20 protein-coding genes are annotated in these 24,965 nt (G+C 37.0%); 8 read left to right on the top strand and 12 right to left on the bottom strand.

Annotated features, from left to right (window positions below; translation table 11 throughout):
• The first annotated feature begins 186 nt into the window (after positions 1-186).
• The gene (locus RIV7116_RS15215) at positions 187-678 is read left to right on the top strand and encodes an orange carotenoid protein N-terminal domain-containing protein (RefSeq protein ID WP_015119189.1); all 492 of its coding nucleotides are present in this window, start codon (positions 187-189) and stop codon (positions 676-678) included.
• A gap of 142 nt (positions 679-820) precedes the next feature.
• Positions 821-1,531, top strand: a complete 711-nt coding sequence (gene surE, locus RIV7116_RS15210; protein WP_015119188.1) for a 5'/3'-nucleotidase SurE — start codon at positions 821-823, stop codon at positions 1,529-1,531.
• A gap of 286 nt (positions 1,532-1,817) precedes the next feature.
• Here surE and RIV7116_RS15205 read toward each other — a convergent pair whose 3' ends face one another.
• Entirely contained in the window at positions 1,818-2,123 is a 306-nt protein-coding gene (locus tag RIV7116_RS15205) for a hypothetical protein (protein ID WP_015119187.1), read from the bottom strand.
• A 673-nt stretch (positions 2,124-2,796) separates the two neighbouring features.
• Here RIV7116_RS15205 and RIV7116_RS15200 point away from each other — a divergent pair.
• Positions 2,797-3,456, top strand: a complete 660-nt coding sequence (locus RIV7116_RS15200; RefSeq protein WP_015119186.1) for a sugar transferase — start codon at positions 2,797-2,799, stop codon at positions 3,454-3,456.
• A 214-nt stretch (positions 3,457-3,670) separates the two neighbouring features.
• Here RIV7116_RS15200 and RIV7116_RS15195 read toward each other — a convergent pair whose 3' ends face one another.
• Together RIV7116_RS15195 and RIV7116_RS15190 are read right to left on the bottom strand one after the other, a co-directional pair.
• Positions 3,671-5,419 carry an ABC transporter ATP-binding protein gene (locus tag RIV7116_RS15195; protein WP_015119185.1) on the bottom strand — a complete coding sequence of 583 codons (1,749 nt, stop codon included), beginning with the start codon at positions 5,417-5,419 and terminating at the stop codon, positions 3,671-3,673.
• 485 nt (positions 5,420-5,904) lie between these two features.
• Complete coding sequence (locus RIV7116_RS15190; protein ID WP_015119184.1) at positions 5,905-6,591, bottom strand: hypothetical protein; 687 nt, start codon at positions 6,589-6,591, stop codon at positions 5,905-5,907.
• Positions 6,592-6,841: 250 nt separating this feature from the next.
• Between RIV7116_RS15190 and galE the strand changes: the two genes are divergently transcribed.
• Positions 6,842-7,843, top strand: a complete 1,002-nt coding sequence (galE, locus tag RIV7116_RS15185) for a UDP-glucose 4-epimerase GalE (RefSeq protein WP_044290962.1) — start codon at positions 6,842-6,844, stop codon at positions 7,841-7,843.
• 144 nt (positions 7,844-7,987) lie between these two features.
• Here the strand turns inward: galE and RIV7116_RS15180 are convergent, their stop codons facing one another.
• From RIV7116_RS15180 to RIV7116_RS15150, 6 genes are all read right to left on the bottom strand, one after another.
• The gene (locus RIV7116_RS15180) at positions 7,988-8,575 is read right to left on the bottom strand and encodes a hypothetical protein (RefSeq protein WP_015119182.1); all 588 of its coding nucleotides are present in this window, start codon (positions 8,573-8,575) and stop codon (positions 7,988-7,990) included.
• Positions 8,576-8,664: 89 nt separating this feature from the next.
• The gene (locus tag RIV7116_RS15175; protein WP_015119181.1) at positions 8,665-9,888 is read right to left on the bottom strand and encodes a sulfite exporter TauE/SafE family protein; all 1,224 of its coding nucleotides are present in this window, start codon (positions 9,886-9,888) and stop codon (positions 8,665-8,667) included.
• A 181-nt stretch (positions 9,889-10,069) separates the two neighbouring features.
• Positions 10,070-10,567, bottom strand: coding sequence for a hypothetical protein (locus RIV7116_RS15170; protein WP_015119180.1), 498 nt, complete (start codon positions 10,565-10,567; stop codon positions 10,070-10,072).
• A 274-nt stretch (positions 10,568-10,841) separates the two neighbouring features.
• The gene (locus tag RIV7116_RS15165) at positions 10,842-13,217 is read right to left on the bottom strand and encodes an ATP-binding protein (protein ID WP_015119179.1); all 2,376 of its coding nucleotides are present in this window, start codon (positions 13,215-13,217) and stop codon (positions 10,842-10,844) included.
• 2,424 nt (positions 13,218-15,641) lie between these two features.
• Positions 15,642-16,280, bottom strand: a complete 639-nt coding sequence (locus tag RIV7116_RS15155) for an NYN domain-containing protein (RefSeq protein WP_015119177.1) — start codon at positions 16,278-16,280, stop codon at positions 15,642-15,644.
• Between the two features lie 1,006 nt (positions 16,281-17,286).
• The gene (locus RIV7116_RS15150) at positions 17,287-17,754 is read right to left on the bottom strand and encodes an NADAR family protein (RefSeq protein ID WP_015119175.1); all 468 of its coding nucleotides are present in this window, start codon (positions 17,752-17,754) and stop codon (positions 17,287-17,289) included.
• Between the two features lie 160 nt (positions 17,755-17,914).
• Here RIV7116_RS15150 and RIV7116_RS15145 point away from each other — a divergent pair, with 160 nt between their 5' ends.
• Positions 17,915-18,400 carry a DUF2243 domain-containing protein gene (locus RIV7116_RS15145; RefSeq protein WP_044291869.1) on the top strand — a complete coding sequence of 162 codons (486 nt, stop codon included), beginning with the start codon at positions 17,915-17,917 and terminating at the stop codon, positions 18,398-18,400.
• Positions 18,401-18,661: 261 nt separating this feature from the next.
• The gene (locus tag RIV7116_RS33905; RefSeq protein WP_015119173.1) at positions 18,662-19,171 is read left to right on the top strand and encodes a hypothetical protein; all 510 of its coding nucleotides are present in this window, start codon (positions 18,662-18,664) and stop codon (positions 19,169-19,171) included.
• Positions 19,172-19,324: 153 nt separating this feature from the next.
• Here the strand turns inward: RIV7116_RS33905 and RIV7116_RS15135 are convergent, their stop codons facing one another.
• Positions 19,325-20,404, bottom strand: a complete 1,080-nt coding sequence (locus tag RIV7116_RS15135) for an MraY family glycosyltransferase (protein ID WP_015119172.1) — start codon at positions 20,402-20,404, stop codon at positions 19,325-19,327.
• A 157-nt stretch (positions 20,405-20,561) separates the two neighbouring features.
• On the opposite strand from RIV7116_RS15135, the gene groL reads away from it, so the two are divergent.
• The gene (groL, locus tag RIV7116_RS15130; protein ID WP_015119171.1) at positions 20,562-22,247 is read left to right on the top strand and encodes a chaperonin GroEL; all 1,686 of its coding nucleotides are present in this window, start codon (positions 20,562-20,564) and stop codon (positions 22,245-22,247) included.
• A gap of 196 nt (positions 22,248-22,443) precedes the next feature.
• Here the strand turns inward: groL and RIV7116_RS15125 are convergent, their stop codons facing one another.
• Together RIV7116_RS15125 and RIV7116_RS15120 are read right to left on the bottom strand one after the other, a co-directional pair.
• A complete protein-coding gene (locus RIV7116_RS15125) occupies positions 22,444-23,082 on the bottom strand; it encodes a response regulator transcription factor (protein ID WP_044291865.1) in 639 nt (212 codons plus the stop codon).
• 223 nt (positions 23,083-23,305) lie between these two features.
• Positions 23,306-24,130: a sulfurtransferase gene (locus RIV7116_RS15120; protein WP_015119169.1), complete on the bottom strand. Its 825-nt coding sequence runs from the start codon at positions 24,128-24,130 to the stop codon at positions 23,306-23,308.
• A 138-nt stretch (positions 24,131-24,268) separates the two neighbouring features.
• On the opposite strand from RIV7116_RS15120, the gene RIV7116_RS15115 reads away from it, so the two are divergent.
• The gene (locus RIV7116_RS15115; RefSeq protein WP_015119168.1) at positions 24,269-24,964 is read left to right on the top strand and encodes a LuxR C-terminal-related transcriptional regulator; all 696 of its coding nucleotides are present in this window, start codon (positions 24,269-24,271) and stop codon (positions 24,962-24,964) included.
• Position 24,965 lies beyond the last annotated feature (1 nt).

Genomic DNA, 24,965 nt, shown 5'->3' with positions numbered 1-24,965 from the left:
TCAAAAAACTGCACATTTTAAAATAATCGCTTGGTTGAAATTGATTGTTAAATAAATATTCTTTGCGATATCGATACATCTATCTTCAGTAGGGTTAAATACTTAATACTACTTTGATAGGGTTGAAACTAATTGATAAATAGAAATAGAGAAAATCTATTACAATCGGAGTATCGGAGTAATATTATGACAGCTGCACAAACTAACGACCCTAAAATTAAAAATTTAATAGAAGGAATTCGTAAACTAGATGTAGACGAACAGCTAGCTTTGTTCTATTTCATCTATAAAGAAATGGGTGATTCAATTACACCTGCTGCACCGGGTGCTAGTACCGTTTCTCCAGCAGTTGCTGATGGTTTGTTCAATCAAGTTAAAGATTTATCTCACGAAGAACAACTACAGTTACAACGCGATTTAATTAATAAAGCAGATACCGTACATACCCGCGAATACGGTTCAATGAGCGATACAACTAAGCTATTATTCTGGTATCGTTTAGCTCAGGGTATGGACGCACATACTATTATCCCCATGCCACCTAGCTACGAACTTTCTTCTCAATCTAAAGAATTGATGGATAAAGTTAAGCAGCTAGATTTTGGAATACAAATCGAATTTTTCCGCGATTACGTAGCCCCAATGGGAGCAGAACCCAAAGCGGGTGCTGAAGTTTAATAATTTTTGTTTTTTGAACAGTTTTTATTATTTTTCACCTTAAAGGAGGAGAGGAAATTAATTTCCTCTCCTCCTTTTTTATGAAGTGAATATCAGATATGCTTGAAAATCGCAACTAACAAGAAACTGGGCGAAAAATTCTATGAGTTTGATTTTAACCAACGATGATGGTATTGATGCTCCAGGTATTCAAGCATTACTCAACGCTGTAGAAAAATCTGCGATTTCACCGTACTATTTATCTAAAATTATTATCGCCGCTCCTCAAGGACATTTATCCGGTTGCGGGCATCAAGTTACTACTGCTACTGCTCTAACCCTACAACGTCGCTCCGAAAATGCATACGCGATTGCCGGTACTCCTGCCGATTGCGTTCGTCTTTCAATTGCCCATATTTGTCCGGAAGTAAAATGGGTACTTTCGGGAATTAATGCCGGAGGGAATATGGGAGTTGATTCTTATATTTCCGGTACTGTTGCTGCGGTAAGAGAAGCAGCCATGCACGGTATTCAAGGAATAGCAATCTCTCAATATAAAAAGAAAGGAGTTGAATATAACTGGGACAACTCAATCAAGTGGACAACTAAACTTTTAGCGGACTTATTTAATCGCCCTTTACCAGCAGGAAATTTCTGGAATATTAATTTACCCCATCTTCCACCAGAAGCAGAGGAACCAGAAATAGTTTTTTGTCGTCCCTGTAACAAACCGCTTCCAGTTAATTATCGTACCGAAGGCGATAAATTTTATTATGTTGGAGAATACGCCAGTCGAGAAAGAAGCCCTGGTAGCGATGTAGATGTATGTTTTTCAGGTAAAATAGCTGTTACGCAGCTATCAGTTAACAGTTAGGTTAATGTTTGGCGATTATTGTATAAGCAAAAATTCTTAATTTTTCTAGTACCCATAGCAGCGCCTTAGGGATTTCCAGTTTTCGCAACTGTGGGGCATCCTACCCGCGTCTGATATACAAGTTAACAGCCAACAGCTTATTAGTTATCGTCAGTTGGGCTTGGTTTGTCAACTATTAATTTATAAGTATTGATGCGAAAAAAATATTTTCGCAGCGTTCCTCTAAGCTCGATTCCGCTTTAAGTCAATTATTCATTGAGAATTATTAACTTTGATTGACAATTAATTAAACTTCGTCTTCTGCTTCTAGAACTACCATTAGACGATTTAAAGTTTGCGTCAACTGAGTTAGCCTTTGCAGGGAATCGTCTTGTCCTTCTGCCAGAGTTTGCACGGCATCGCACAATGCCAAAATTTGATAACCTTGCTGCTGTACCTGCTTTCCCTGCTCTTCTACCTGTACGCTTAAATTATCTACTCTGTCAGAAAGACGCTCTATTGTCTCGGTGGTAGCCAGTACGGCTTCCCCTATTTGCTCTACTATGGACTCTAAACGTCCGACTTTTACTTTGTCTGCTCCAGTTGCAACCATGTTTAGCACCTTAATTTTGAGATAGCACCACTGTGGAATTGCCCTTCATTCCCAACCACAATGTAAATAGGATGTAGTAATGCATGTAAGCACAACCATAAAAGGGATGCTATAAATCATTTTTCCCAAAAAACTTCATGAAATACACATGAAGGGAGTTGACAATGAAAAATTAACTCCCACTAATTGAATGACCGTGTATTCAAATGTTCATCTTAATGGCTCGATTGTGAATATCCGAGAAAATGTATCACCTCTTACCCGCAAGCTATATTTTGAATGCATTGATATTATTTTTCTGTAGTTTATAAGCCTTACCATACAGCCAAAGTATCCGTCAAATCAATAATTAAATGGATAGGTTGTACTTGCTACCTTCAGAAAATTCTATGTCTCAAAGAACATTAAGGTTTACGCATTGTATTGGTAGCAAATTTAAGTTCCTCGGGATATTAACTCGCTAAGGAACATATTTTTCATCTATCTAAAGACATAGGTTTTATTCTTTACTCAAATTTTATAAATGATAGTAATTCTTGCGATCTCGATGAAGATTCAGCAAAAATACGGGGATAGGCAATAATTTTAATAAAGCTAAGTCTATATTCAGAATATTCTTACGTAGGAATACGTTTGTCGCTCAAAACTTAGCTTAGCTACGTTCCAATTACTGATGATAAGTATTATTAAAGGTGCAACGAACACTTGGGTTCCGCAAATTACACCCCATCCTTCAGTCAGTTCTAGATTTAAGCGTTTGCTAGATATTCTGGGCAGTATGGTGGGTTTAGTAATTTTAGCGATTGTATTTTTACCAGTTGCGATCGCGATTAAAATCAATAGCCCCGGTCCAATTTTCTTTACACAAGAAAGGTACGGACTTTACGGCAATACATTTCGTATTCGTAAATTTCGTTCAATGGTTTCGGACGCAGAACAATTAAAATCGCAAGTACAAAACGAAGCTAACGGACATTTCTTTAAAAGTAAGAATGATTTTCGAGTTACTAAAGTAGGACGTTTTTTAAGAAGTACAAGTTTGGACGAGCTTCCCCAATTTTGGAACGTCTTTTCAGGTGAAATGAGTTTAGTTGGGACTCGTCCTCCCACAGCTGATGAAGTAATGCACTACTCCGAGCATCACTGGCAACGCCTACATGTCAAACCCGGTTTAACAGGAGAATGGCAAGTCAACGGACGTTCTCACATCAAAGACTTTGAACAAGTTTTCCAGTTAGACTTACAATATCAATCAAAATGGCATGAATTTTACGATTTATCGTTGATTGCCAAAACAATTTATGTAATTTTTGCCCGTATAGGAGCATTTTAAATCAGTTAACAGTTATCAGTGAACAGTTAACAGTTATTTTGATAAGTTGTTATAAAGGTTCGTAGTTGCAATAGCCGCGCTCATAATCAATAGCTTAAAGCAGGGAATACCACCCATTTTAATGGGACAAACCGCTAGTAACTTCTGAGCGGTAACTGCTAACTGCTCACTGCTAACTGCTAACTGCTCACTGCTAACTGCTCACTGCTCACTGTTAATGTAGCAACTCTTCCACCTGATGCTGACTCCATAAATCCCTATAAAGTCCGGGTTGTTGTAAAAGCTCTACTTGAGTACCAGTTTGAACAACTTTACCTTTCTCCATAACCAAAATTCGGTCGGCAGCGGCAGCAGCAGATAATTGATGGGTGATAAAAACAACTGTCTTGCGCTTTGTACCGCTAGAAAGATTTTTTAGAATTTGTGTAGCAGTTTGATTGTCAACACTCGAAAGTGCATCATCTAAAATTAGTACTGGAGCATCGACTAACATAGCTCTAGCTAAAGCTGTGCGCTGCCTTTGACCACCAGAAAGAGTAATTCCGCGTTCTCCGACAAGAGTATTGTATTGTTGGGGAAAATTTCCTATTTCGGAGCTAATTTGCGATAGCTTAGCCGCATTTTCAACTTCATGTTGTTCGGCTAAAGGGTCTCCATAACGGATATTATTTTGAATTGTAGTGCTAAACAGAAAGCTGTCTTGAGGAACATAAGCAATCGCATCTCTTAAATCCGTTAAAGCAATTTGAGTAATATCTGTTCCATCTAAAAACAATTGTCCTTCATCAATATCTAATAAACGCGGTAAACAATTAGCTAAAGTTGATTTACCCGAACCTATAGCCCCTACGATTGCAATTGTTTCTCCCGGACTGATATTAAAACTAATATTATCTAATGCGGAAGTTTCCAATCCTGGATAAGTAAATTTTAAATTTTTAGCAGTTAATTCTCCTTTTACCGCTTCTCGTGACAATCTAATTGCATTGCTGTAGTCTTTTATTTTTGGTTTGACACTAAAAATTGATTCAACTCTATCAACGCTAACTTCACCACGCTGATAAGCAGTAATGGTAAATCCTAATAAAGCTGTAGGAAATATTAAGCGCTCAATATACAGTAGCAGCTTGACAAAATCACCAATATCGAGGCTAGAACCAATTCTGCCCGCTCCGATCCAAATAATTATCAAAGTACTGATATTAGCTAATCCCCCAATTAAGGGAAATAGAGTGTTGCGAGTTTGGGCTAATTTTAAATTAGCCTTTAATAGCTGGCGATTTTGTTTAGCAAAAGCACGACGTTCGTTGTCTTCTTGAGCATAAATTTTGATTAAGGAAATACCGCTAATATCTTCTTGAATCAGGTTGCTGATATCCGAAATATTTTCCTGTACCGAGGTTTGTTGATCCCGGAGACGTTCGCTAAATAGCAATACCATAAAGAACATTATCGGATACGGTATTAATGCTAATACAGCTAGTTGTAGATTCAGAGAAAGCATTATGGGTAAAGTCAGCGCATAAGCAAATATCGTATTTGCAAAACTCAACACCACAAAACCCAACAATCGCCGAATATTATCAACATCGCTAGTAGCACGACTAATCAAGTCTCCGGCTTTATTAGTCGCAAAATAAGAAGGCTCCAACTTCAGCAAATGTTCAAAAATTTGCTGTTTGAGGTCAAATTCCACCTGCCTTCCCACACCGAATATCCAGATGCGAGAAGCCATCCTTATCAGCCACATTGAAGAAGTGAGTGAAATAATCAGGATGGAGTAGCGTATGATTTGTCCGTAGTCAAAGTCTTCCGAAAGTTTCTTAACGCAATCTCCAATTAATAAAGGTATGTAAGCCCCCAATCCATTAACAATTAGTAGAGCTACAATACCTAAAGTTGTTGCTCGCCAATGAGGGCGTAGATAAGCAACAAGTTTGACAAAGCGTCGTGATTGTGACATTCGAGCAATTAATTACCAATTACCAATTATCAGGTATCAACGAACAATTTTCAATGAAGAATTTTTATTCGTTTGCTCTAATACTCCGCCACGATAATTTTGCGGGGTACATCAAAAATATAAAAACTTAAGCGTTGCTGAATTGAGGTATGAATTTATTTTTTTTAGATCTAATATTATGCGCCCTAAATCCCTCAAATTCGGGGCTGGGGGCAAATCATACTTTTAATCAGCAATGTCAAAACTTCTTTTTCCCCTCTTCTCCCTGCCTTGCCTCCCCCGTCAATTGTTATGGGACAAACCATTAGTATTCGTTTTCATTAAAATTGATGGGTTTTGACAAGCAGGGGGAGAAAAGAATTTGGATAAAAATAAACCCTTTAAAATTAATGATTTGAACCACCAGGATGAAACAGGTGATACTTAAAGACAAAAAACTAGGGCATGGCACTGACTACACCCTAGTCTTTTTTATGACAAACAATCTATCGAGGACGTAAGAAACTATTTACTTGTCCTAAGTAGCGATCCCAAACTTGTGTTGTTAATTGCAAAGTTTCTGCATTCGGTACAAAGTCTTCTAAACGTAAGCCCCGACGACGAATTTGTTGAGGTCTTTGCAAAAGATAACGTGGAAAATTTATACTGCTAGGATTTAATGCGATTATGTTCGGATCTGCATTTATTTGAGGAATAACAGTATCGCCAAGGATACCTGACATATTCGCTACAGATGTATCTCCAGCAAATGCGACAAGGGTTGCAGATTTCGATTCAAGTAAAGCTACATTGGGATAAGCTGCTCTTGCTACAGGCGATTGAATCAAGAAATAAGCCACCGCTGGTGTACTTGCTAACAATAATATACTCAGTGCCCAGCCAACTAAATATCCTCCCGGCTTGTCTATCGCTCCACCTTTTATTCTCTGAGCAGCGAAAGTCATCAGTAAAATTGCTGCTCCTAAAGGTTTTAGGGGAAACGATACTACTCTCCACAAAGAAGCAATAGCTGGTTCGTTAGGATTCACAAAGGACAATAACAAAATAATCAGAAAAACTACCACTACCAATCGCCCTACAAAGTTTCCGGTTGGGTAGAATTTCTGAAATAGGCTAAATACAACAGTACCTATAAGTAGCCATAGAAGTACTCGGCTTAGCAGTTCAAACATAAATACACTCTCAAATGTTTTTTACAGTCAACCTATATGGCTCCGGGCAAAGATTTATTCTACTGTCAAATGGTAGTAGTACCATTGCTTGATTTCAAATACCTCATACCCTACACACTAAAATTACCTTCGTAGTGATTTTAGTGCAATTTTTATCAATAATGTTTAGTATTTGTAGTCCTGGAGATAAGTAATTACGCTGCCATTAAACTAAATTTATGATGTAATGGTTTATTTCACAGCAAAATCTATGTCTTCCGAACAGTCTACTATTTTAGTCACCGGAGGAGCCGGTTATATTGGCTCACACACTGTTTTAGCTTTAAAAAAAGCTGGTTATTCCGTCCTGATACTAGATAATTTAGTCTATGGACATCGCGATTTGGTGGAAAAAGTTCTTGAAGTCGAACTGATTCAAGGAGATACCGGCGATCGCCAATTATTAGATAACTTATTTAAATCTCGTAACATTGCAGCAGTAATGCATTTTTCTGCTTACGCTTATGTCGGAGAATCGGTTTCTAATCCGGCTAAATATTATCGTAATAACGTTATCGGTACAATTACTTTGCTAGAAGCAATGCTAGCAGCAGAAGTTAAAAAATTTGTATTTTCTTCAACTTGTGCAACATACGGAGTACCCGAATCAGTTCCAATACCAGAAGATCACCCCCAAAATCCGATCAACCCCTATGGCGCTACCAAGTTGATGGTAGAACGAATACTTTCAGATTTTAACGAAGCATACGATTTTAAATCAGTACGTTTTCGATACTTTAATGCAGCAGGTGCAGATCCATCCGGTAATTTAGGAGAAGATCATAACCCCGAAACTCATTTGATTCCCTTAGTGTTGCAGACAGCTTTAGGAAAACGCGAGTCAATTTCTATTTTTGGTACCGATTATCCCACAGAAGATGGTACATGCGTTCGCGATTATATTCATGTAAGCGATTTAGCAGACGCTCACGTACTCGGCTTAGAATATTTACTTAAAGGAGGCGACAGTGCATTCTTCAATTTAGGCAACGGAAATGGTTTTTCCGTCAAAGAAATAATCGAAGCCGCCAGAAATGTCACGGGTAAAGAAATTAAAGCGGTAGAGTGCGATCGCCGTCCTGGAGACCCCCCAGCGCTCATCGGTAGCGCCGAAAAAGCCCGAAAAATTCTAGGTTGGCAACCACAGTATAGTTCTATTAAAGATATAATTACCCACGCTTGGGAATGGCATAAAAAGCGACACGGGAGTTAGGAGAGAGGGAGGGGGAGAGGGAGAGAGGGGGAGAGGGAGAGAGGGGGAAGAGGGAGAAAAATAAATAATGATTTCCCATGCCCAATGCCCAATGCCCCATGCCCAATTACCAATTACCAATTTTCACCCGGAGGGTGTGGATCATCAATTACTCCCTCTTCGCATCACAGCAAATATTCCCCCAATAATTACCAAAGCTCCTAAGCCTATAGCCCAAATTGGTAGGGGAAAAGCTTGTTCTTCTGTTTGAACTGCATTAACATTCTTAATCTCTTGTGCAGTTTGTGTTTCTTGTTGATTATTTTTAGATTGGTTAGTTGATTTGTTAGTACCAGCAGCTACGGTTACATCAAACTTCAATGCAAAAGGTTTAAAACTGTCATCATTTGCAGGTTTACCGGTAAGCTCTAATTTATAAGCTCCGGGTTTGGGAAATGTAATTTGTGCTCCTGGAATACCTTGATAGCGTTCTGCCGATACGGGCTGCAAATTAGGTTGGGCAAGGGGCTTTGCTTCTGCGATACGCGGTTCGCTATAAATAGCTAGTTGGCAATCACACTCTTTAAGAGGAATAACCTTGCCTCCCTTTCGGGTTAGAGCAAACCAAGTTTGTGCAGTTTCACCAGCACGAGGAGTATCGTCTGGTTCGATATGCAAAGTTGCACCTACATCTTCAGCAACCTCTGTTTTATGTGCCGAAGCAGGAGGAATTAAAAAAGATAAAAAATTCATTTTAATAATTAGAAATTGGGAATTGGTAATTGGGAATTGGTAATTGGTAATTGGTAATTGCTCACTGCTCACTGTTAACTGATAACTGCTCACTGATTGCTAGAAACATAAAACCTCTGCAAGCCTAATACCGACCAAAAAAGACGGGTTCTGAGCAACAATACTGCAAGGGTTACAATTCCTAAAACAGCAGGGGCAAATTTACTAAGCAAGGTTGACTGCACCGAACCAAAATAATGAGAACCTATAATTAATGCGTGTACAGCGCTCAATATTAAAGCTGGAACGCTTAATAAATGAATTTTTCGCCAATTTTTACCTAAAGACTTTTGTAAAGAGTCAAAACTGGTAAAAGCAGCAGGAGCCATTAAAATTAATCCTATTGCACCAAAAGCTATACCTAACTGAAATTCAGGTGTTAAGAAGGAAATACTTTTAAGCTTCCAGGAAAATGAATGTTCCATCATGTGAGCGGTATGGGCTAAAGAGAGGACAAAAGCACCAACCCCTAAAGCACGACGGTAGCGCATAGGTGCTATCCATAAACGGCTAATGGGACGAGCAATTAACGCTAATATCAGCAATATTAAACCGGCATGTCCGGTATAATCTGCCATTGTATCGCCAGTCCGTTGCAGGGTAATTATACCTATGATGAGAGTGACCCAACCACCCAAACGAAACAATTGAGAGCGTCTGTCTTTGCTTACCAACGATGCAGATACTCCTACACCCAACATTATGGGAAAGGTTCCCAAACCAAAAGCAAGCATTGTAGCTGCACCCATCCACATATTCCCCGTTTGAGCGGCTTTAATTTGGGCAGCATACAGAAAACCACAAGGCATTAAACCCCAAGTCATTCCTAAAAGGGCTGGTGTATACCATGAGTTTTGCAATGACAGTTTGGACATTCCAGCATTTAAGCGATTGTGTAAATCACTTTGTAGCAATGGATGTAAAAATGGAATTCGCGGTAATAAATTGGGATTAATTTGCCGAAGTCCGAATAAAATTAGCATTAAGCCAGTAATAATTGCTATCCACTGACGTAATTCACTACCAACACCAGCTAATTGCCCTCCTTCCAACAATATTGAACCAAGTGCCCCGATTGCAGCACCAACCAAGCTATAGCTGAGCATTCGCCCAATATTCAACAAAATGTGGAACTTTGATTGTTGCCACCAGCTAGTATTTTCGCTTTGGGAAGATAAAGAAAATGCTACAGTCAAAGGACCACACATTCCTACACAATGACCAAAACTACCAAGGAATCCCAAAGTTGCAATTAGGAAAAAATCAAGTACCATTTTGGATTTTGGATTTTAGATTTTGAATTACAAAGAAATTTTAGTAAGAATCAATTTAGATAAAAGTTTTGAGTGCGAGAAACTGTATTTATTAATTACAAAAGCTTGTAGAGACGTAGCATTGCTACGTCTCCTGAAAGTTGTGGAAAAAACCACCAATCTAAATCAATATGGCTAAGTACTAATTATGTCCTTGATGTTTGTTCTGCTGATGCTTTTTATTTGCAGTGTCTGAAACCTTAACAATTTCCGTATCTTCAATCATTTTGCCGTTGTTAGTCCAATCAGCGTGATCGTTAGCATTCAAAGTTACCTTCACCTGATTTTCACCAGGTTCAAGATTTTCGAGATAATACCAATTACTATAAAGTCTGGTAATTTTTTTACCGTTAACAAAAAGATGAGCGTGCCCTTCTCCGGGTTCGGGTGCGGTATTAACTTTTTCTGGTGCGAATTTAAAGTTAGTAACTTTCGCTTCTAAATTCCATCCTTTCTTAGCATCTTTAACTACCACTACATCAACAGTAGGAACCGGTTGCCCTTGAGGAACTTCCATTTTTCCGTGTTTATGCTCGCCATGTCCGCTTCCCATCTCAGCCACTGTCATAACCGCACTTTTACCAATCACAACTACGGACACTAATGTAGCTACCGTGACAAACAAGTGTTGAGCTTTCATAGTAAAAAGAAGTAAGAAAATTACCCGTTTCAACCCTTTAATCTAAGAGTTTTTTCTAATCATGTCAAAAGACGGGCTGTCGTAGTTAGTAATTGGTAATTGGGCATTTAACATGGGGCATGGAAAACTCCTCATTCCTAACTATTAACTTTCAATTCCCTCTCACCGAGTAGATTTTTAAAGGTTTGAAGCCCCCGGATTTATCCGTGGATTATACTCTATCGAAGCCCCTAAATTCATTTATGGGAAATTAATTACGAATTACGAATTATATTCACCGAACTATAGGGATTTCAATCACAAATTCTGTACCCTCACCCGGTGTTGAATTACAATAAAGCTTACCACGATGTTTTTCTACTATGATTTGATAGCTTATAGATAAACCCAAACCGGTGCCTTTACCAACTTCTTTGGTAGTAAAAAACGGGTCAAACAATTTTGATTTAATCTTATTTGGAATGCCGATACCGTTATCGCTAATTCTAATTCTTATATGCTGATTTTTAATGAATTCTGTAGCGATTTTAATATAATTAGGATTTAAAGTAATTTCTTCGACTGTGCGTTTTGAATTATAATCATCTAAAGCATCAATAGCATTAGCTAAAATATTCATAAACACTTGGTTTAGTTGACCGGGATAGCATTCAACTAACGGTAAGCAATTATATTCTTTAATAACTTTGATTTCTGGACGTTTAGAATTTGCTTTCAAGCGGTTATGCAAAATCATTAATGTCGAATCAATACCCGAATGAATATCTACTCGCTTAAATTCCGCTTCATCAAGGCGAGAAAAATTACGCAAACTCAATACAATCTCTTTAATCCGACTTGTACCTTCTTCCATCGAATGAAGTATTTTTGATAAATCCTCCTTAATAAAATCAAATTCTATATTTTCAAATCCTTCTATAATTTCTATATTAGGTTCTGGATAATGTTTTTGATACAATTCTATTAATCTCAGCAAATCTTGGACATATTCGCAGGCAGGCACGATATTACCATGAATAAAATTAACCGGATTATTTATCTCGTGAGCAACTCCCGCAACCATTTGTCCTAAAGAAGACATTTTTTCTGTCTGAATCAATTGTGTTTGAGTCTTTTTTAATTCCTTTAAAGCTTTTTTTAAGCTCTTAGTTTGCTTTTGAAACTTTTCTTCTACTCGCTTCATTTGAGTGATATCAATTAAACAGCCATACCAAGTTATTGAATTGTTTGATTTAATTTCTGGTTTTGCTACTAATTTAATCCATTTATAATTTCTATTAGGTATAATAAAACGCCATTCGCATTCTAAATTTGTTAATTTTTGGGCAGATATGTTGCCTTTTTCTGTCAAATTTTTAATATCCTCGGAATGGATATTTTCAAAGGCTAAATTAGCATCTTGCAGTAAGGCTTGTGGTTCTAATCCTAAAATTTCTTTACACCCAGAAGAAACATAGTCAAACGATATATCTCCATCTGGTTGCAGACGGTATTCATAAATCATTCCCGGTACGTTATCAGTTAATTTCTTAAGTCGTGCTTGAGTTCTTTGTAATTGAGCAGTACGCGCTTCAACTTTAACCTCTAACTTTTCATTTAAATTTTTTATTTCTTCTTCAATTTGTTTGCGTTGGGTAATATCTTCAACAGTTACTAAAATTCCGATGACATCACCTTTCGCATTTTGTAACGGTATTTTATTTGTATCCAGCCATGCTTGTGTACCATCGGATTGCTTTTGAGTTTCAATGATGTGTAATTCAGCTTCACCCAATTCCATTACACGTTTATCGCATTCCCGATAAAAATTTGCTTCCTCAAAAGTCCAAGGCATATCATAATCTGTTTTGCCAAGAATCTCTTCTGGAGAATTCAATCCAGAAACTTTTGCAGCACTACTGTTACATCCTTTAAATACCGAATTTCTATCTTTCCAAAAAATTAGCTGGGGAATACTATCAATTAGCAGTTGGAGAAATTGTTGCGATTCCAGAAGTTGCGTTTCAGTTTGATAAGATGCGATCGCACCACCCAAGTTACCTGCAGCAGCTTGTAAAACCGACTTTTCGATATTTGTCCATTGATGTTCGCTATGGCAATTATCAAAACCAATAAATCCCCACAATTTACCTTTGATTTCGATTGGAGTTACCAATATTGATAAGATACCTTGTTCTTGCAAAATTTCTCGTTCGGCTTCAGGAAAATCTTTCACCAACCCAGTAATTAATCTACCTTCAGTAAAATATTTGTACCAGCGTGGAAAACAACCAATATAGGGAAGATTTTGTAATTCGGGATTATCAATTTCGGGAGTAACACCTGGTGCTGCCCATTCCCACCGCTGACTCATCAGCATTTCACCTGTAACTGGGTGGAAATGATTTTGAAAAATGTAAATTCTATCTGCAACAACAGCTTTTCCCAAAGCTGCTAAAGCTGCATTAATAGATTCCTCGTAATCTTCAATTGTCAGCAGACAGTTACTTGCTTTTGCAATACCATCAAGTAAGCGTTCGTTTTGCTTTAGTTTTAACTTTGTTAGGCAGTCGGATGGCAGTGAACTATTAATACAACTACGCAGTACCATAAGTTCCGCTTGCATCAATTCATATGCATTTTTGTCAATAGAAATTAGATTCTCTGTCATGATATCCCTGGTAACTGATAACACCTGAAGAGACTAGTACAACAAGACAGGAAGATATAAAATTTCTGTATGTATTCCTATTATATTGGCATTGATAATATTGAACTAATTAGCATATGAGCAATCAAAAGTTGAAATCCTGCTAGGATGTCTCAAATTCATAAATTCCCCAAGCTAATGACGAATACATTCAATCTGCTTGCTTCCGTAAATAGGTACTAGGTTCGCTACAGTACTTATAGTTCCCAATTTATGCCAACAAACAACACTTAACTGTTGATTTTAGATACAATATCTCAAAGGTCTAAATCTGAAATTATGACGCTAGGGATTGCACCCACATATTTAAGTTACAGTTTAAATTAAACTTAAATTAAACGGCGACTGCTACTAAAATAAAAATTTCATTACCAAAAAACACTAAAAAACAGTGCAATAATTTTATTTACACTGTTTTAAAATAAAAATATAATTTTATACCGATGAAAACTTAAGATTTTTTTATAAATACCCTCTTGGCAACAATCAAACTGAGAAAATTTTCGCTTACAAACGACTTACGATCTTAAAATTGAATAAATAAATACAAATAATAAATTGTTTGACATATTTTAGAAAAAGTGAATCAAAACTGCTGATTATATTAAGACATTTGCAAAGATAAAAAGTACATGCACGGACTGACAACAAGTAAAAATTTAACAATGAATAATTATATCAATAATCAGTCGCACCTAAATATGTAAACATATAGATGTAATCCAAGATATTTTTACAGTAGTTAGCCCGAGTTGGTGTAAGGAGCAAATGTAGATGCTGCTTAGTTATATTAGCAAGCAGCCATTTAGGTCATATAATAGGCAAGACCAAATGCAGAAACTACAACAAGAACTGGAACTACAACACTAAATTCAAGTTTTTTGGTTTTGAATATCTCGATAAAAGACATGGGAACTATTATCGGCCAAAAAATAGTTGATATGATAAACATCACGAAAGACAAAAATTTGTCTTCAGGAGACGAACTTGGATTACGCAGAGTAAATCTCAACCAGTTAATGAAAAAATAGCAAGTCATTAACAAGTAACTGACAATAATCGCGGATTCAATCTTGTTCATTAACGATACTCCTTAGCTATCCAAAATGACGGCAGTACGAGTGGATAATTACACTCATAAATATCGATCGCTGCTAAATAAATGTATGCTAGATAACAGTCGCGTTTTAACCTCTTTCTAACGGTTTATTTCTTTCATTCTTATCTATCCATGTTAATAGAATTCTGAAAACCGATAAATCCGTGTTAACACTTATTTTTTATTTGTAACTGCTAAGTTTACGATTGCAAAACTGTATTATAGGTAGCAATCACCATGATAGTCTTACGACTATAAAAGTAATTTAACTAAACCATAACAGTATATTTACCATAATGTAACGCATTATTAAGTATAGTCAAGTATCATCCAATACTTTCTTGACTTTTTCAGCAAAGCAATATGTTTACATAATGATTTGTAGTAAATTCAACGAAAAAATAAACAATATCAAAGTTTATTCTCTAAATAAGGTGTTCTCCTAATAATATAGAATAAAATGGCATGTCTACATGCAAGTGTATATACTTAGACGCTTGATATTAATTTGATAAATATTTTGTATTACCAATAAATATTTTATCCATATAAAAAAGTACATCTCTATTTGTGTGAACTTTATAGAGTCTAAAAGATACTTAAGTGGTTAAACAAAAAAATAAATAAGTATAAAAATATATAAATGATATCGAATTAAAAATTGATAATATAAATGCGTTTGCAAAAATGCAGTAAGTAGTAGTCCTTTGCATTAATTGTGAAGGCTATATAGGAATTAAAATATTTTCTACCTCTTCTACCCCTCCCCATCCTTACTCGTCAAAATTAATGAAATCGAATAAGTACCAGTGCAAAATTAATTTAACATTCTAAAAGCTTCAAGTTACTTGCACGATCCACACCTGCGGTGAATGCTTCGTTCCATTTCCTAAGAGGGAACACTAAGCCCTTCGGGCATATTTCGTGAACGTTAACGCAATGACAATATACAATTAATTTTGCCTAAGTACTTATAAAAGAATGCATTTTAAGATATAAAATATTTATTCTTTAAATTTTGCGTTTTACAATAAAATGTGAATAAATGAATTTACTTTTTAAGTTTTAAAAACAATTTTCATGATAAAAAAAGCGATGCGGATTTATGCAATTAACCACATGTAAAAGCAGAAAAAGCAAGTATCGATTCAAGCAAAAAATAGAGGAAGATTTCAACGTATAGAATTTGCGAAATTAAACGCGAAATAATTTTGTGCAGTAAACACCCCGATTCTAATAAATGCACTATGTATTGCAAATACCAATTAAGTAAAATGAGGCAAATTCTATACTTCTTCGCAACATGCGTCGTTATTCTTTTTAATGTAATGTTTGATGGAATCTAAGTCGATAAAACAATCTGCCACATCAATTAAAGATTCGTTTGTCATTCCTCGCAGACTAACTAGTTCAACCCTAGCACCTTGATAAGCGACAGCATTTACAGCGTAGGTTAACTCTCCATCTCCACTGACTAGAACTGCTGTATCGTAATAGGGAGATAGATTCATCATATCTACAGCAATTTCTACATGCTGATTTGATTTTCTAGAACCATCAGGAAGTTGAATTACTTCTTTTGTCACTACACGATAACCATTTCTACGCATCCAGAGCAGAAATCCTTGTTGCTTTTCGTTATGGCGATCGACACCAGTATAGAAGAAAGCTCTTAACAACCTTGCCTCTCTAGTTAAGTAGCAAAGCAGCTTAGTATAATCAATTTCAATACCAAGTTGCAAAGCTGTATGAAACAAGTTTGAACCATCAATAAAAATAGCAACTCTACCGCGATTAGAAGTAATATTTAAGTGAGAAGCCTGTTTGTTTATTGGCATCTGCGTATCTTCATCTGTAAGAATAATTTTCATACCTTGTCGTTGCTTTTCAATTTGCGCTTGGGCAGTAAAATTGGTAATATCCATAATTTTTAAGCTTTGTGAATGTAAGTACTGCGGGTAAATTAATGAAGCTGTGATTTAAAAAGTATTTATACAGTTCAATTTACAAAGGCAAATAAGTATTTGTTTCTATAAATTGAAGAATATGATTTACATTTCTTCTTAAATAGTGGATACCGAAAGACAAGACAGAAAATACTATATCTGTTTGATAATTGCTAATTGGTTCTTTCAATTAGAGATTGGATATAAATTTATTGTAACGAAACTTTGATTTGGTTCTACACAAAGTAATTCATTTTGAAGTCAATTACAATCTGGAATTATCACAAATAAATAAAATATTAATAAAAAATTGATTAAAAAGTAAAAACGACAACAGTTTTTGCTAGTTCGATAGCCTTAATCATATTTTTGCTTGATAATATTCGTATGATTTTTTATATCTACTAAACAATTGATTACTATCAATATCGACCATAAAATTTTGCTAAAAACACTTTTAGCAGCACAACCCATCTTATAAATCATTGATTATTACTTATTAATACAATGTATATTTTTGAAGAAATAATGCTTTGGTTACGTAATTATATACTTAGTAAAATAACTACATCCGGATATTAATTGCGAGAGAATCGGAGTTAAATACATTATTACAGAGAAAAATGTAGTCATATGTTAAATAGCTGATTTAAGCTTTAATAATTGTTTATATTCAGTGATATTGTCAAACTTTTCAATTATACAGAGCTAGTATCAAAAATGAATGTAAACTGTATTGCATAGTTAGTTTATTTTAAGTTGTATAGAATTAATAGAGTAGGCAATGCCTTATATCTCTGAGGAACAGGCAGATACCGCATTTAGATCGCGCTTATATAAAAGATTGAATTCCGTGATTACTCGTGATTCAGAATACATATTTCAACCTCTTCTTAGATATTGAAAGAGGTTTAAAAAGGAAGCATCGCAATTTTAAAAATTGCGATGCTTCCTTTAAATATGCTCAATTATGTTGTTGAATTAACTACTTCGCGATTGCTTTCATAGATAGTATGCGGAGTTCTTCACGCACACTCATTAAGATTTGCCCTAAATGATTTTGTCCGGTTTTATTCGCACCACAACCCCAGAAATAATCTCTTGGTGAATCTTCTACAAGCAATCTGTCACCAGTTGAAAGTAGAATGTCTCTAATATCATGGTGAGTAAGAAATTTATTAAGTACCGCTTCTCGCATAATCTGAGTTTTCACTAACTCCCAATCGGAACGCATTTGACGACTTGAACACCGTCCTAAAGCCGCTGCTTCCTCTGGAGTAGAAGCTTGATGAATTATAGGAATAATTTCTTCGTCAGGACTTCCTGCAAACTTTTGTGCTTGGTAATAATGCTCTACGGTTGCCCATAAAGTATTGTGCATTTCAATTGAGTGCAGGGAAAAGTTAGAGAAACAACCGTAGGGTTGCCAAACTTTGTAAAAATAAATAGTCATATGAAAACAGTCGTTTAATATACCACTTATATGATGCCTGTAGATGTTAACAGCTTGCTTGTTAAATTCAAATTTATTCTTTTCTACAACCCCTAGACAGAAGTTTTTTCCTCAAACAAAGCTTTATCGTGAGAACAAAACATCTATTATCGTACATATTATGGAATCACCATTAGCTAGCAATCAACGCAAACCGCTAATCTTAGCTGGAATCTGTTTGGGTATAGGTTTAGGAGGGTTTTTTGATGGGATTGTGCTGCATCAAATCCTACAATGGCATCATATGTTGAGTAATGTAAAACCCTTAACAAATCGCTCTAATATAGATTTAAACGTGCTTGCTGATGGTTTCTTCCACGTCTTCGACTTCTTGATGACCATTTTAGGAGTTGTTTTACTATGGAAAGTCGCGAAGCGTAGCGATGTTGTTTGGTCTTCTAAAACTTTTTTTGGCTCAATTTTGATTGGTATTGGTTTATTTGATTTTGTTGAAGGATTAATAGATCATCAAATACTTGGAGTTCATCACGTTAAACCCGGAGCAAATGAATTTGCTTGGGATATGGGATTTTTAGCTCTTGGTTTATCTCTTGTAGTAATTGGTTGGCTGATTGCTAATAGCAATCGAGTGGCTAGCAATCAGTAAGCAGTTATCAGCAGGAATTGCAGGGTAAATCTAAAGCGATTTAGTAATAAAAAATTAAAAGTGTTGGGTTTTACTTCGTTCAACCCAACCTACCTTATAGAAAATCTTCTACGGGAAGAGAGTAAGAATTAAAAGTTAAAATTTTCATTTTCTTCACCTAAAATATTTTAATTCCGACTAACACCGAGTAAATACGGTCAGCAAAGAAATTTTAATTTGTTTAAGATTATACAAGAATGATATTTATTTAAGTATGAGATTATGATAAAAATTTTGCCGACTGAAAAGTTTAAAATTACAACTTATCTTAGACCGGATAGAGTCGAAGATAAATTGTTGAATTTTGTTGAGCCGTATAAGTTAGTTAGATTTAGTTTTCCTTTCGGTCCGTCATCAGATAAACCTTATGAAGGTACAATTGAAAATTTTTCTTTCCGGATTCAAAGAATTTCTAAATACAAAAAAAGAAATAGCTTACCTGTTATTGAAGGGATAATATCTCCGCAAGAAAGGGGAAGTCTGATAAATGTCACAATTAAGCCAAATCAAATTCTTAATTTATTTATGTCAGTATTTCCTTTGTTTTATATATCTATAAGTATGGTTGTTGGCTTCAGTTTGTTTCTGCACAGCGATAATGATGCTAGAAGTATGGGAATATTATTTTTATTGTCTCCTTTATGGATGATAATCGTCTCTTTTTTCACAATTAAATCGTTTAAATTTGATGTACAACAAGATAAAAACTTTTTGTTAGAACTATTTGAATAGTCTTATAAAGCAGCTTCATTTTGGGTGTTGTTAATGAAAACGGGAATGGAGAATAGGTAATTAGTAACTGGGCATTTATAAAGAGCTACCAAGGAGTTATTTGTCTCTTCCTATTCCCTTCCTCCTTGTCTCCCCATTCTCCTATTCTCCAACTCAAGCGCTTCGCATTTTCCGCCAAATCGTAAAAGCTAGAAGTATAAAAATTGTCACCGTAGTTGCAACAATAACTTCTAGAGTCATGTTGCGGATGGTCATTCCTAACCAGTTGCACGCTAAAGTTATTGACCATAGAATAAGCGCTGCACGTCTTTGAGATAAGCCCCAAGCTAACAGACGATGGTGTAAATGGTCTTTCCCTGGCGTGCTAAGAGGATTTTTCCCTGCTGCTAATCGCCTTACAAAAACTTGGGTAGTGTCCAGTACTGGCAGCAAAAGAAAGACTGCTGGAGGCAGTATTGATAACACTGTAGTTATTTGCAATTCACCTAAAATACTTGTTGCAGCTAAAACATAACCAAAGAAATATGCTCCGGTATCACCCATAATAATTTTTGAAGGATGGAAGTTATAGCGCAAAAAGCCTAACGCGGAACCCGCCAAAGCCGCTAAAACCAAAGTCGCTGCGGCACGGTTGTAAGACTGAGCGGAAACTGCTAGCAAGCTCATAGCGGTGATAAAGCTAACTCCTCCAGCTAAACCATCCATCCCATCCATCAAGTTGATAGCATTGGTAATTCCGACTACCCACAGTACTGTCAATAATGTAGATAGCGTTGAATCTATGGGAGTATTAAAAGTTAAATCAAAACCAATATCGTTAGCAACTAGCAAAAGCGCTGTTAAAATTTGTACCAGTAGTCGGAAAGAAGCGGGTAAGCCAAACTGGTCGTCAATGAAACCGACCAATACCAGTATTGAACCGCCCAACAGTACAGTTAAAACCTGTGCTAATACATTTTCTAATTCAATCGGTCTTAATAAACTAGCAAGGGTAACAGCGGCAATTACCCCGGCATAAATTGCTAATCCTCCCGCATTCGGTAAAGGTTCTTTGTTTAAACGCCTTGCATTTGGCTGATCTGCCCAACCCACCCTTAAAGCAAATTTTCGGATTCGGGGAATTAAACTCCAGCTAAGCACTAAAGCTAATAAAAACGTAAACACTACTGCCAACCACCCGGAACCGCTGGGGTCGGCAATACCGAGAGATTTAAGGAAACTGTATATATTCATCTCCCGATTCCTTCCTCACTGCCAGTATCTATCACAATCGACAACTGTATATTAATCATTTTTGTTCTTAATATCTGTAATATAAACAGCTTGCATAGTTAGCACTCTTGAGCAGTGAGTGCTAAATTGTAAAACAAGAGTGCTTGTGAGTTAAAAAATGGCAAAAATCGTTTCCTTTAATGAAGAGTCACGTCGGTCATTGGAGAAGGGTATTAACGCCCTTGCTGATGCCGTCAAAATCACCTTGGGACCAAAAGGTCGTAATGTTCTTTTAGAAAAGAAATTTGGTGCGCCTCAAATTGTAAACGATGGTATCACCGTTGCTAAAGAAATTGAACTTTATGACCCCTTGGAGAACACCGGGGCAAGATTAATCCAGGAAGTGGCTGAGAAAACCAAAGAAATCGCGGGGGATGGTACTACTACCGCTACCGTATTGGCTCAAGCTATTATCCGCGAAGGACTCAAAAACGTTGCTGCTGGTTCCAACCCCATGAGCTTGAAGCGCGGCATTGACAAAACCGTTGAAGCGCTGGTGCAGGAAATTACCAAGATTTCCAAGCCAGTGGAAGGAAGTGCGATCGCGCAAGTTGCGACGGTATCTGCTGGTAATGATGAAGAAGTCGGTAAAATGATTTCTGAAGCGATGGAGAAAGTGACCAAAGACGGTGTAATTACCGTTGAGGAATCAAAATCTCTATCCACCGAGTTAGAAGTTGTAGAAGGGATGCAGATTGACAGGGGATATATTTCTCCCTACTTCATCACCAACAATGACCGAATGACAGTCGAATTTGAAAATGCCCGCATCTTGATTACTGATAAAAAAATCAGCAACATTCAAGATTTGGTGCCAATTTTAGAAAAAGTTGCTCGTAGCGGACAACCTTTACTAGTTATCTCTGAAGACATTGAGGGTGAAGCTTTAGCAACCTTGGTTGTAAATAAAGCTAGAGGTGTGTTGGGAATTGCCGCCATCAAAGCCCCTGGTTTCGGCGAACGTCGTAAAGCGATGTTACAGGATATTGCGATTCTTACCGGCGGACAGATGATTTCCGAAGAAATCGGTTTAAGCCTGGACACCGCAACCGAGGACATGTTAGGAACCGCTCGTAAAATCGAGATTGACAAAGAAAACACCACCATTGTTGCTGCTGGCGATCTAAAAGCTGATGTTGAAAAGCGCATCGGTCAAATTCGCAAACAGCTAGAGGAAACCGACTCCGAATACGACAAAGAAAAATTACAAGAACGTATCGCCAAACTTGCTGGTGGTGTAGCTGTAATTAAAGTTGGTGCGGCAACCGAAACCGAATTACAAGACCGTAAATTACGGATTGAAGATGCATTAAACGCAACCAAAGCAGCAGTCGAAGAAGGTATCGTTCCCGGTGGTGGTACTACCTTGATTCATCTAGCTAAAAAAGTCGCTGAAATCAAAAATAAACTTAGCGAAGAAGAAAAAATTGGTGCTGATATAGTAGCGAGAGCCTTAGAAGCGCCATTACGTCAAATCGCTGACAATGCTGGTGTAGAAGGTTCGGTTATTGTTTCCTCTGTTAGAAACAGCGAATTCAACATTGGTTACAACGCAGCCAACGGCGAATTTGAGGACTTAATTTCTGTCGGAATTATCGATCCAGCTAAAGTTGTGCGCTCCTCCTTACAAAACGCCGGTTCCATCTCCGGAATGGTACTAACTACTGAAGCCTTAGTAGTAGAAAAACCAGAACCCAAGCCAGCAGGCGGTGGCGCTCCCGACATGGGCGGCATGGGCGGCATGGGCGGCATGGGCGGCATGGGCATGGGTATGCCCGGAATGGGAGGAATGGGGATGATGTAGGTAGTGGTTAGTGGTTAGTAGTTAGTAGTTAGTGGTTAGTGGTTTGCTGGTTCCCAACCTCTGGCTGGGAACCCATCGCAGAAGGCTCTGCCTTCTATAAATTGAAGCGAGGCAGAGCCTCTAGATAGGTATTCCCAGCCTGGAGGCTAGGAACGAGTTAACTAACAACTATCAACCAACAACTAACAACCAACAACTAAATCCCTAAATTCTCTTTAGCCCAAAGGGCGGCTTGGGTTCTATCTCTTAACCCGAGTCGCCCTAAAATTTGGGTAACGTAGTTTTTTACAGTGCCTTCGCTGAGATATAAAGTTTTAGAAATTTCTCGATTACTTTTTCCTTGAGATATCAAAGTTAATACTTCTAATTCCCTTTCAGTTAATTTTTGCTGAATATCGTTTTCTTTAGCTGCAATGGGTGGACGTAATTGAGCAAAGACTTTGGGTGCAATAGTTGGACCTAATTGAGAATGTCCTTGATGTATGGCGTGAATTGCGGCAGCTAACTGCGGTGCGGGAGTATTTTTAAGTAGATAACCTAATGCTCCAGCCTGTAAAGATTGCCATATGTATTCATCTTCATCGAAAGTCGTCAGTACCAGAATTTTTATCCAAGGGAATTGTTGATGAATCTCGCGAGTTGCAGCCACTCCATCGCAAACAGGCATTCGCACATCCATGAGAATTACATCAGGTTGCAATTGTTGGGTAAGAGAAATAGCTTCACTACCGTGATTCGCTTGCCCTACAATTTCAATATCTTCTTCTAACGACAGCAAAGACGCTAATCCCTGGCGAAATAGCGGTTGATCATCTGCTAACAACAGCCGAATCATCATATTATTTCATTTCGGAGATGCTTTTTTTTAGTATGGCAATCTTTAAATCTTGTTCCCGATGTTTGTAGTTATGTTAAGAAATTGGGCATTGCGAATGGGTAATTGCGAATGGGTAATTGGTAATTGGTAATTGGTAATTGGGAAGAGTAGGAGGTGAGGATGGGGAAAATTAAAAATATTAACTCCTAACCTTTGACCTTTAACCTTTAACCTTTAGCCTTTAACCTTTAACCTCTCTTCGGCTCCATTCGTTCCAGGAACCGTCATAATTCAATACATTTGGATAACCTAATAAATACTTTAAAACAAACCAAGTATGTGCGGAACGGGCACCAACTGCACAGTAAGGAATTATTGTTTTATCTGGTGTAATGTCTTTACTTTCATAAACATTACGTAATTCTTCTATTGGCTTCAAAGTCCCATCTTCATTTAAGGCTGATTCGTAATAAACATGTACCGCACTTAGAATATGTCCTGCGCGTTCGTTGTTTTCTGGAGGTTTGTCATAAAACCATTCGCCACTATATTCTTGAGGTGTTCTTACATCTACAATTACGCGATCTGCTTGGTTAATGGATTTGCAAACGTCTTCAAACAGCACTCGTAAATTACCATCTGGTTCTTGAGCGCTATAAAGAGTTTGATTTACAACTGGCTGTACGGGTGCTAACGGGCGTTTTTCGGCTACCCATTTGCGACGACCACCATTAAGAATTCTTACATCTTGATGACCAAAAATTTTCAATAACCAAAAAATCCATCCTCCGACACCAGGAACTTCTCCGTAGACAATGATAGTTGAGTTATTTGCAATACCCGAACGTGAGAGTATTTCTTCAATATTTGCTTTGTCCAAATTAATTCGGTAATCGGGAAGCATCAAATCTTTGAATGAATTCCATAAAACTGCTCCAGGAATAACTTCATTGGGGTTTGCTTGGGGATTTGCATTTACTTCGACTATACGAACCTTCTCGTCGTTTAAATGCTCGGCAAGCCATTGAGTATCGACAAGTACTTCTGGATGAACGTAGTTAGGCATTGTTTTAATTCCGTAATTTAATTTCGTAGTAGCGCTTTAGATATAAATTAAAATTGAATCTTAGCTATGCCTAGTCCTCTTTCGGGTACAGTTTGTATTTAGAAGTAAATCCTTTCATTGCAAATCGAAAATCTGATAATGCCGAATTCTTTGCAATTGATATTTGAAGAAATAGCCCAGACTCGCAACAAAGAACAATTGCGGGGACAGGTAATGGTTAAACTTGGCGATTATTTTCAAGCAAAGCGGCGAGGATTATTCTTTTTTGACAGTATTTCTCGTAGAAAAACTTCAGGTTTGGTTGAATTAGCACTATCTATAGAACATAATCCAGTTTTACGTTACGTAGTAGAACATCACGCTCCAGTGCATGAGGAAGTAGTGTTACAACCAGGAAGATGGAAAACAATTTGTCCTCGCATAGACCACGGACATGTAATGGCTGGCCCTATAATTGGTAATGGAAAGCTAATTGGTGGAATTGGCTTTACCCGCACGCGAGAAGCTTCCGCTTTTAATACTAAGGATTTAGCAGATTTAAGCGCTGTTTGTTTACATTTATCGACTTGGTTAATAACAGTAAAATCGCAAATAAAACAATCTAAATTAAATTTAGATTTAGATGTAGATTTAGATTCAAATATTAATTGTTTAACACCGCGAGAAATTCAAATTGCCGAATTAGTCGCACAAGGATTAACAAACGCTCAAATTGGAAAAGAATTGTGGATTCAGGAAAATTCCGTCAAACAAGCTTTAAAAAGAATGTTTCGCAAACTCAAAGTATCTTCCCGTGCGGAAATGGTAGCCAAAGTTTTGACAGTTAACAGTTAAC

The organism is Rivularia sp. PCC 7116, assembly GCF_000316665.1.
GTDB lineage: Bacteria > Cyanobacteriota > Cyanobacteriia > Cyanobacteriales > Nostocaceae > Rivularia.
Note: the sequence above shows the minus strand (reverse complement) of the source record. Positions and strands in the feature narration are given on the sequence as shown.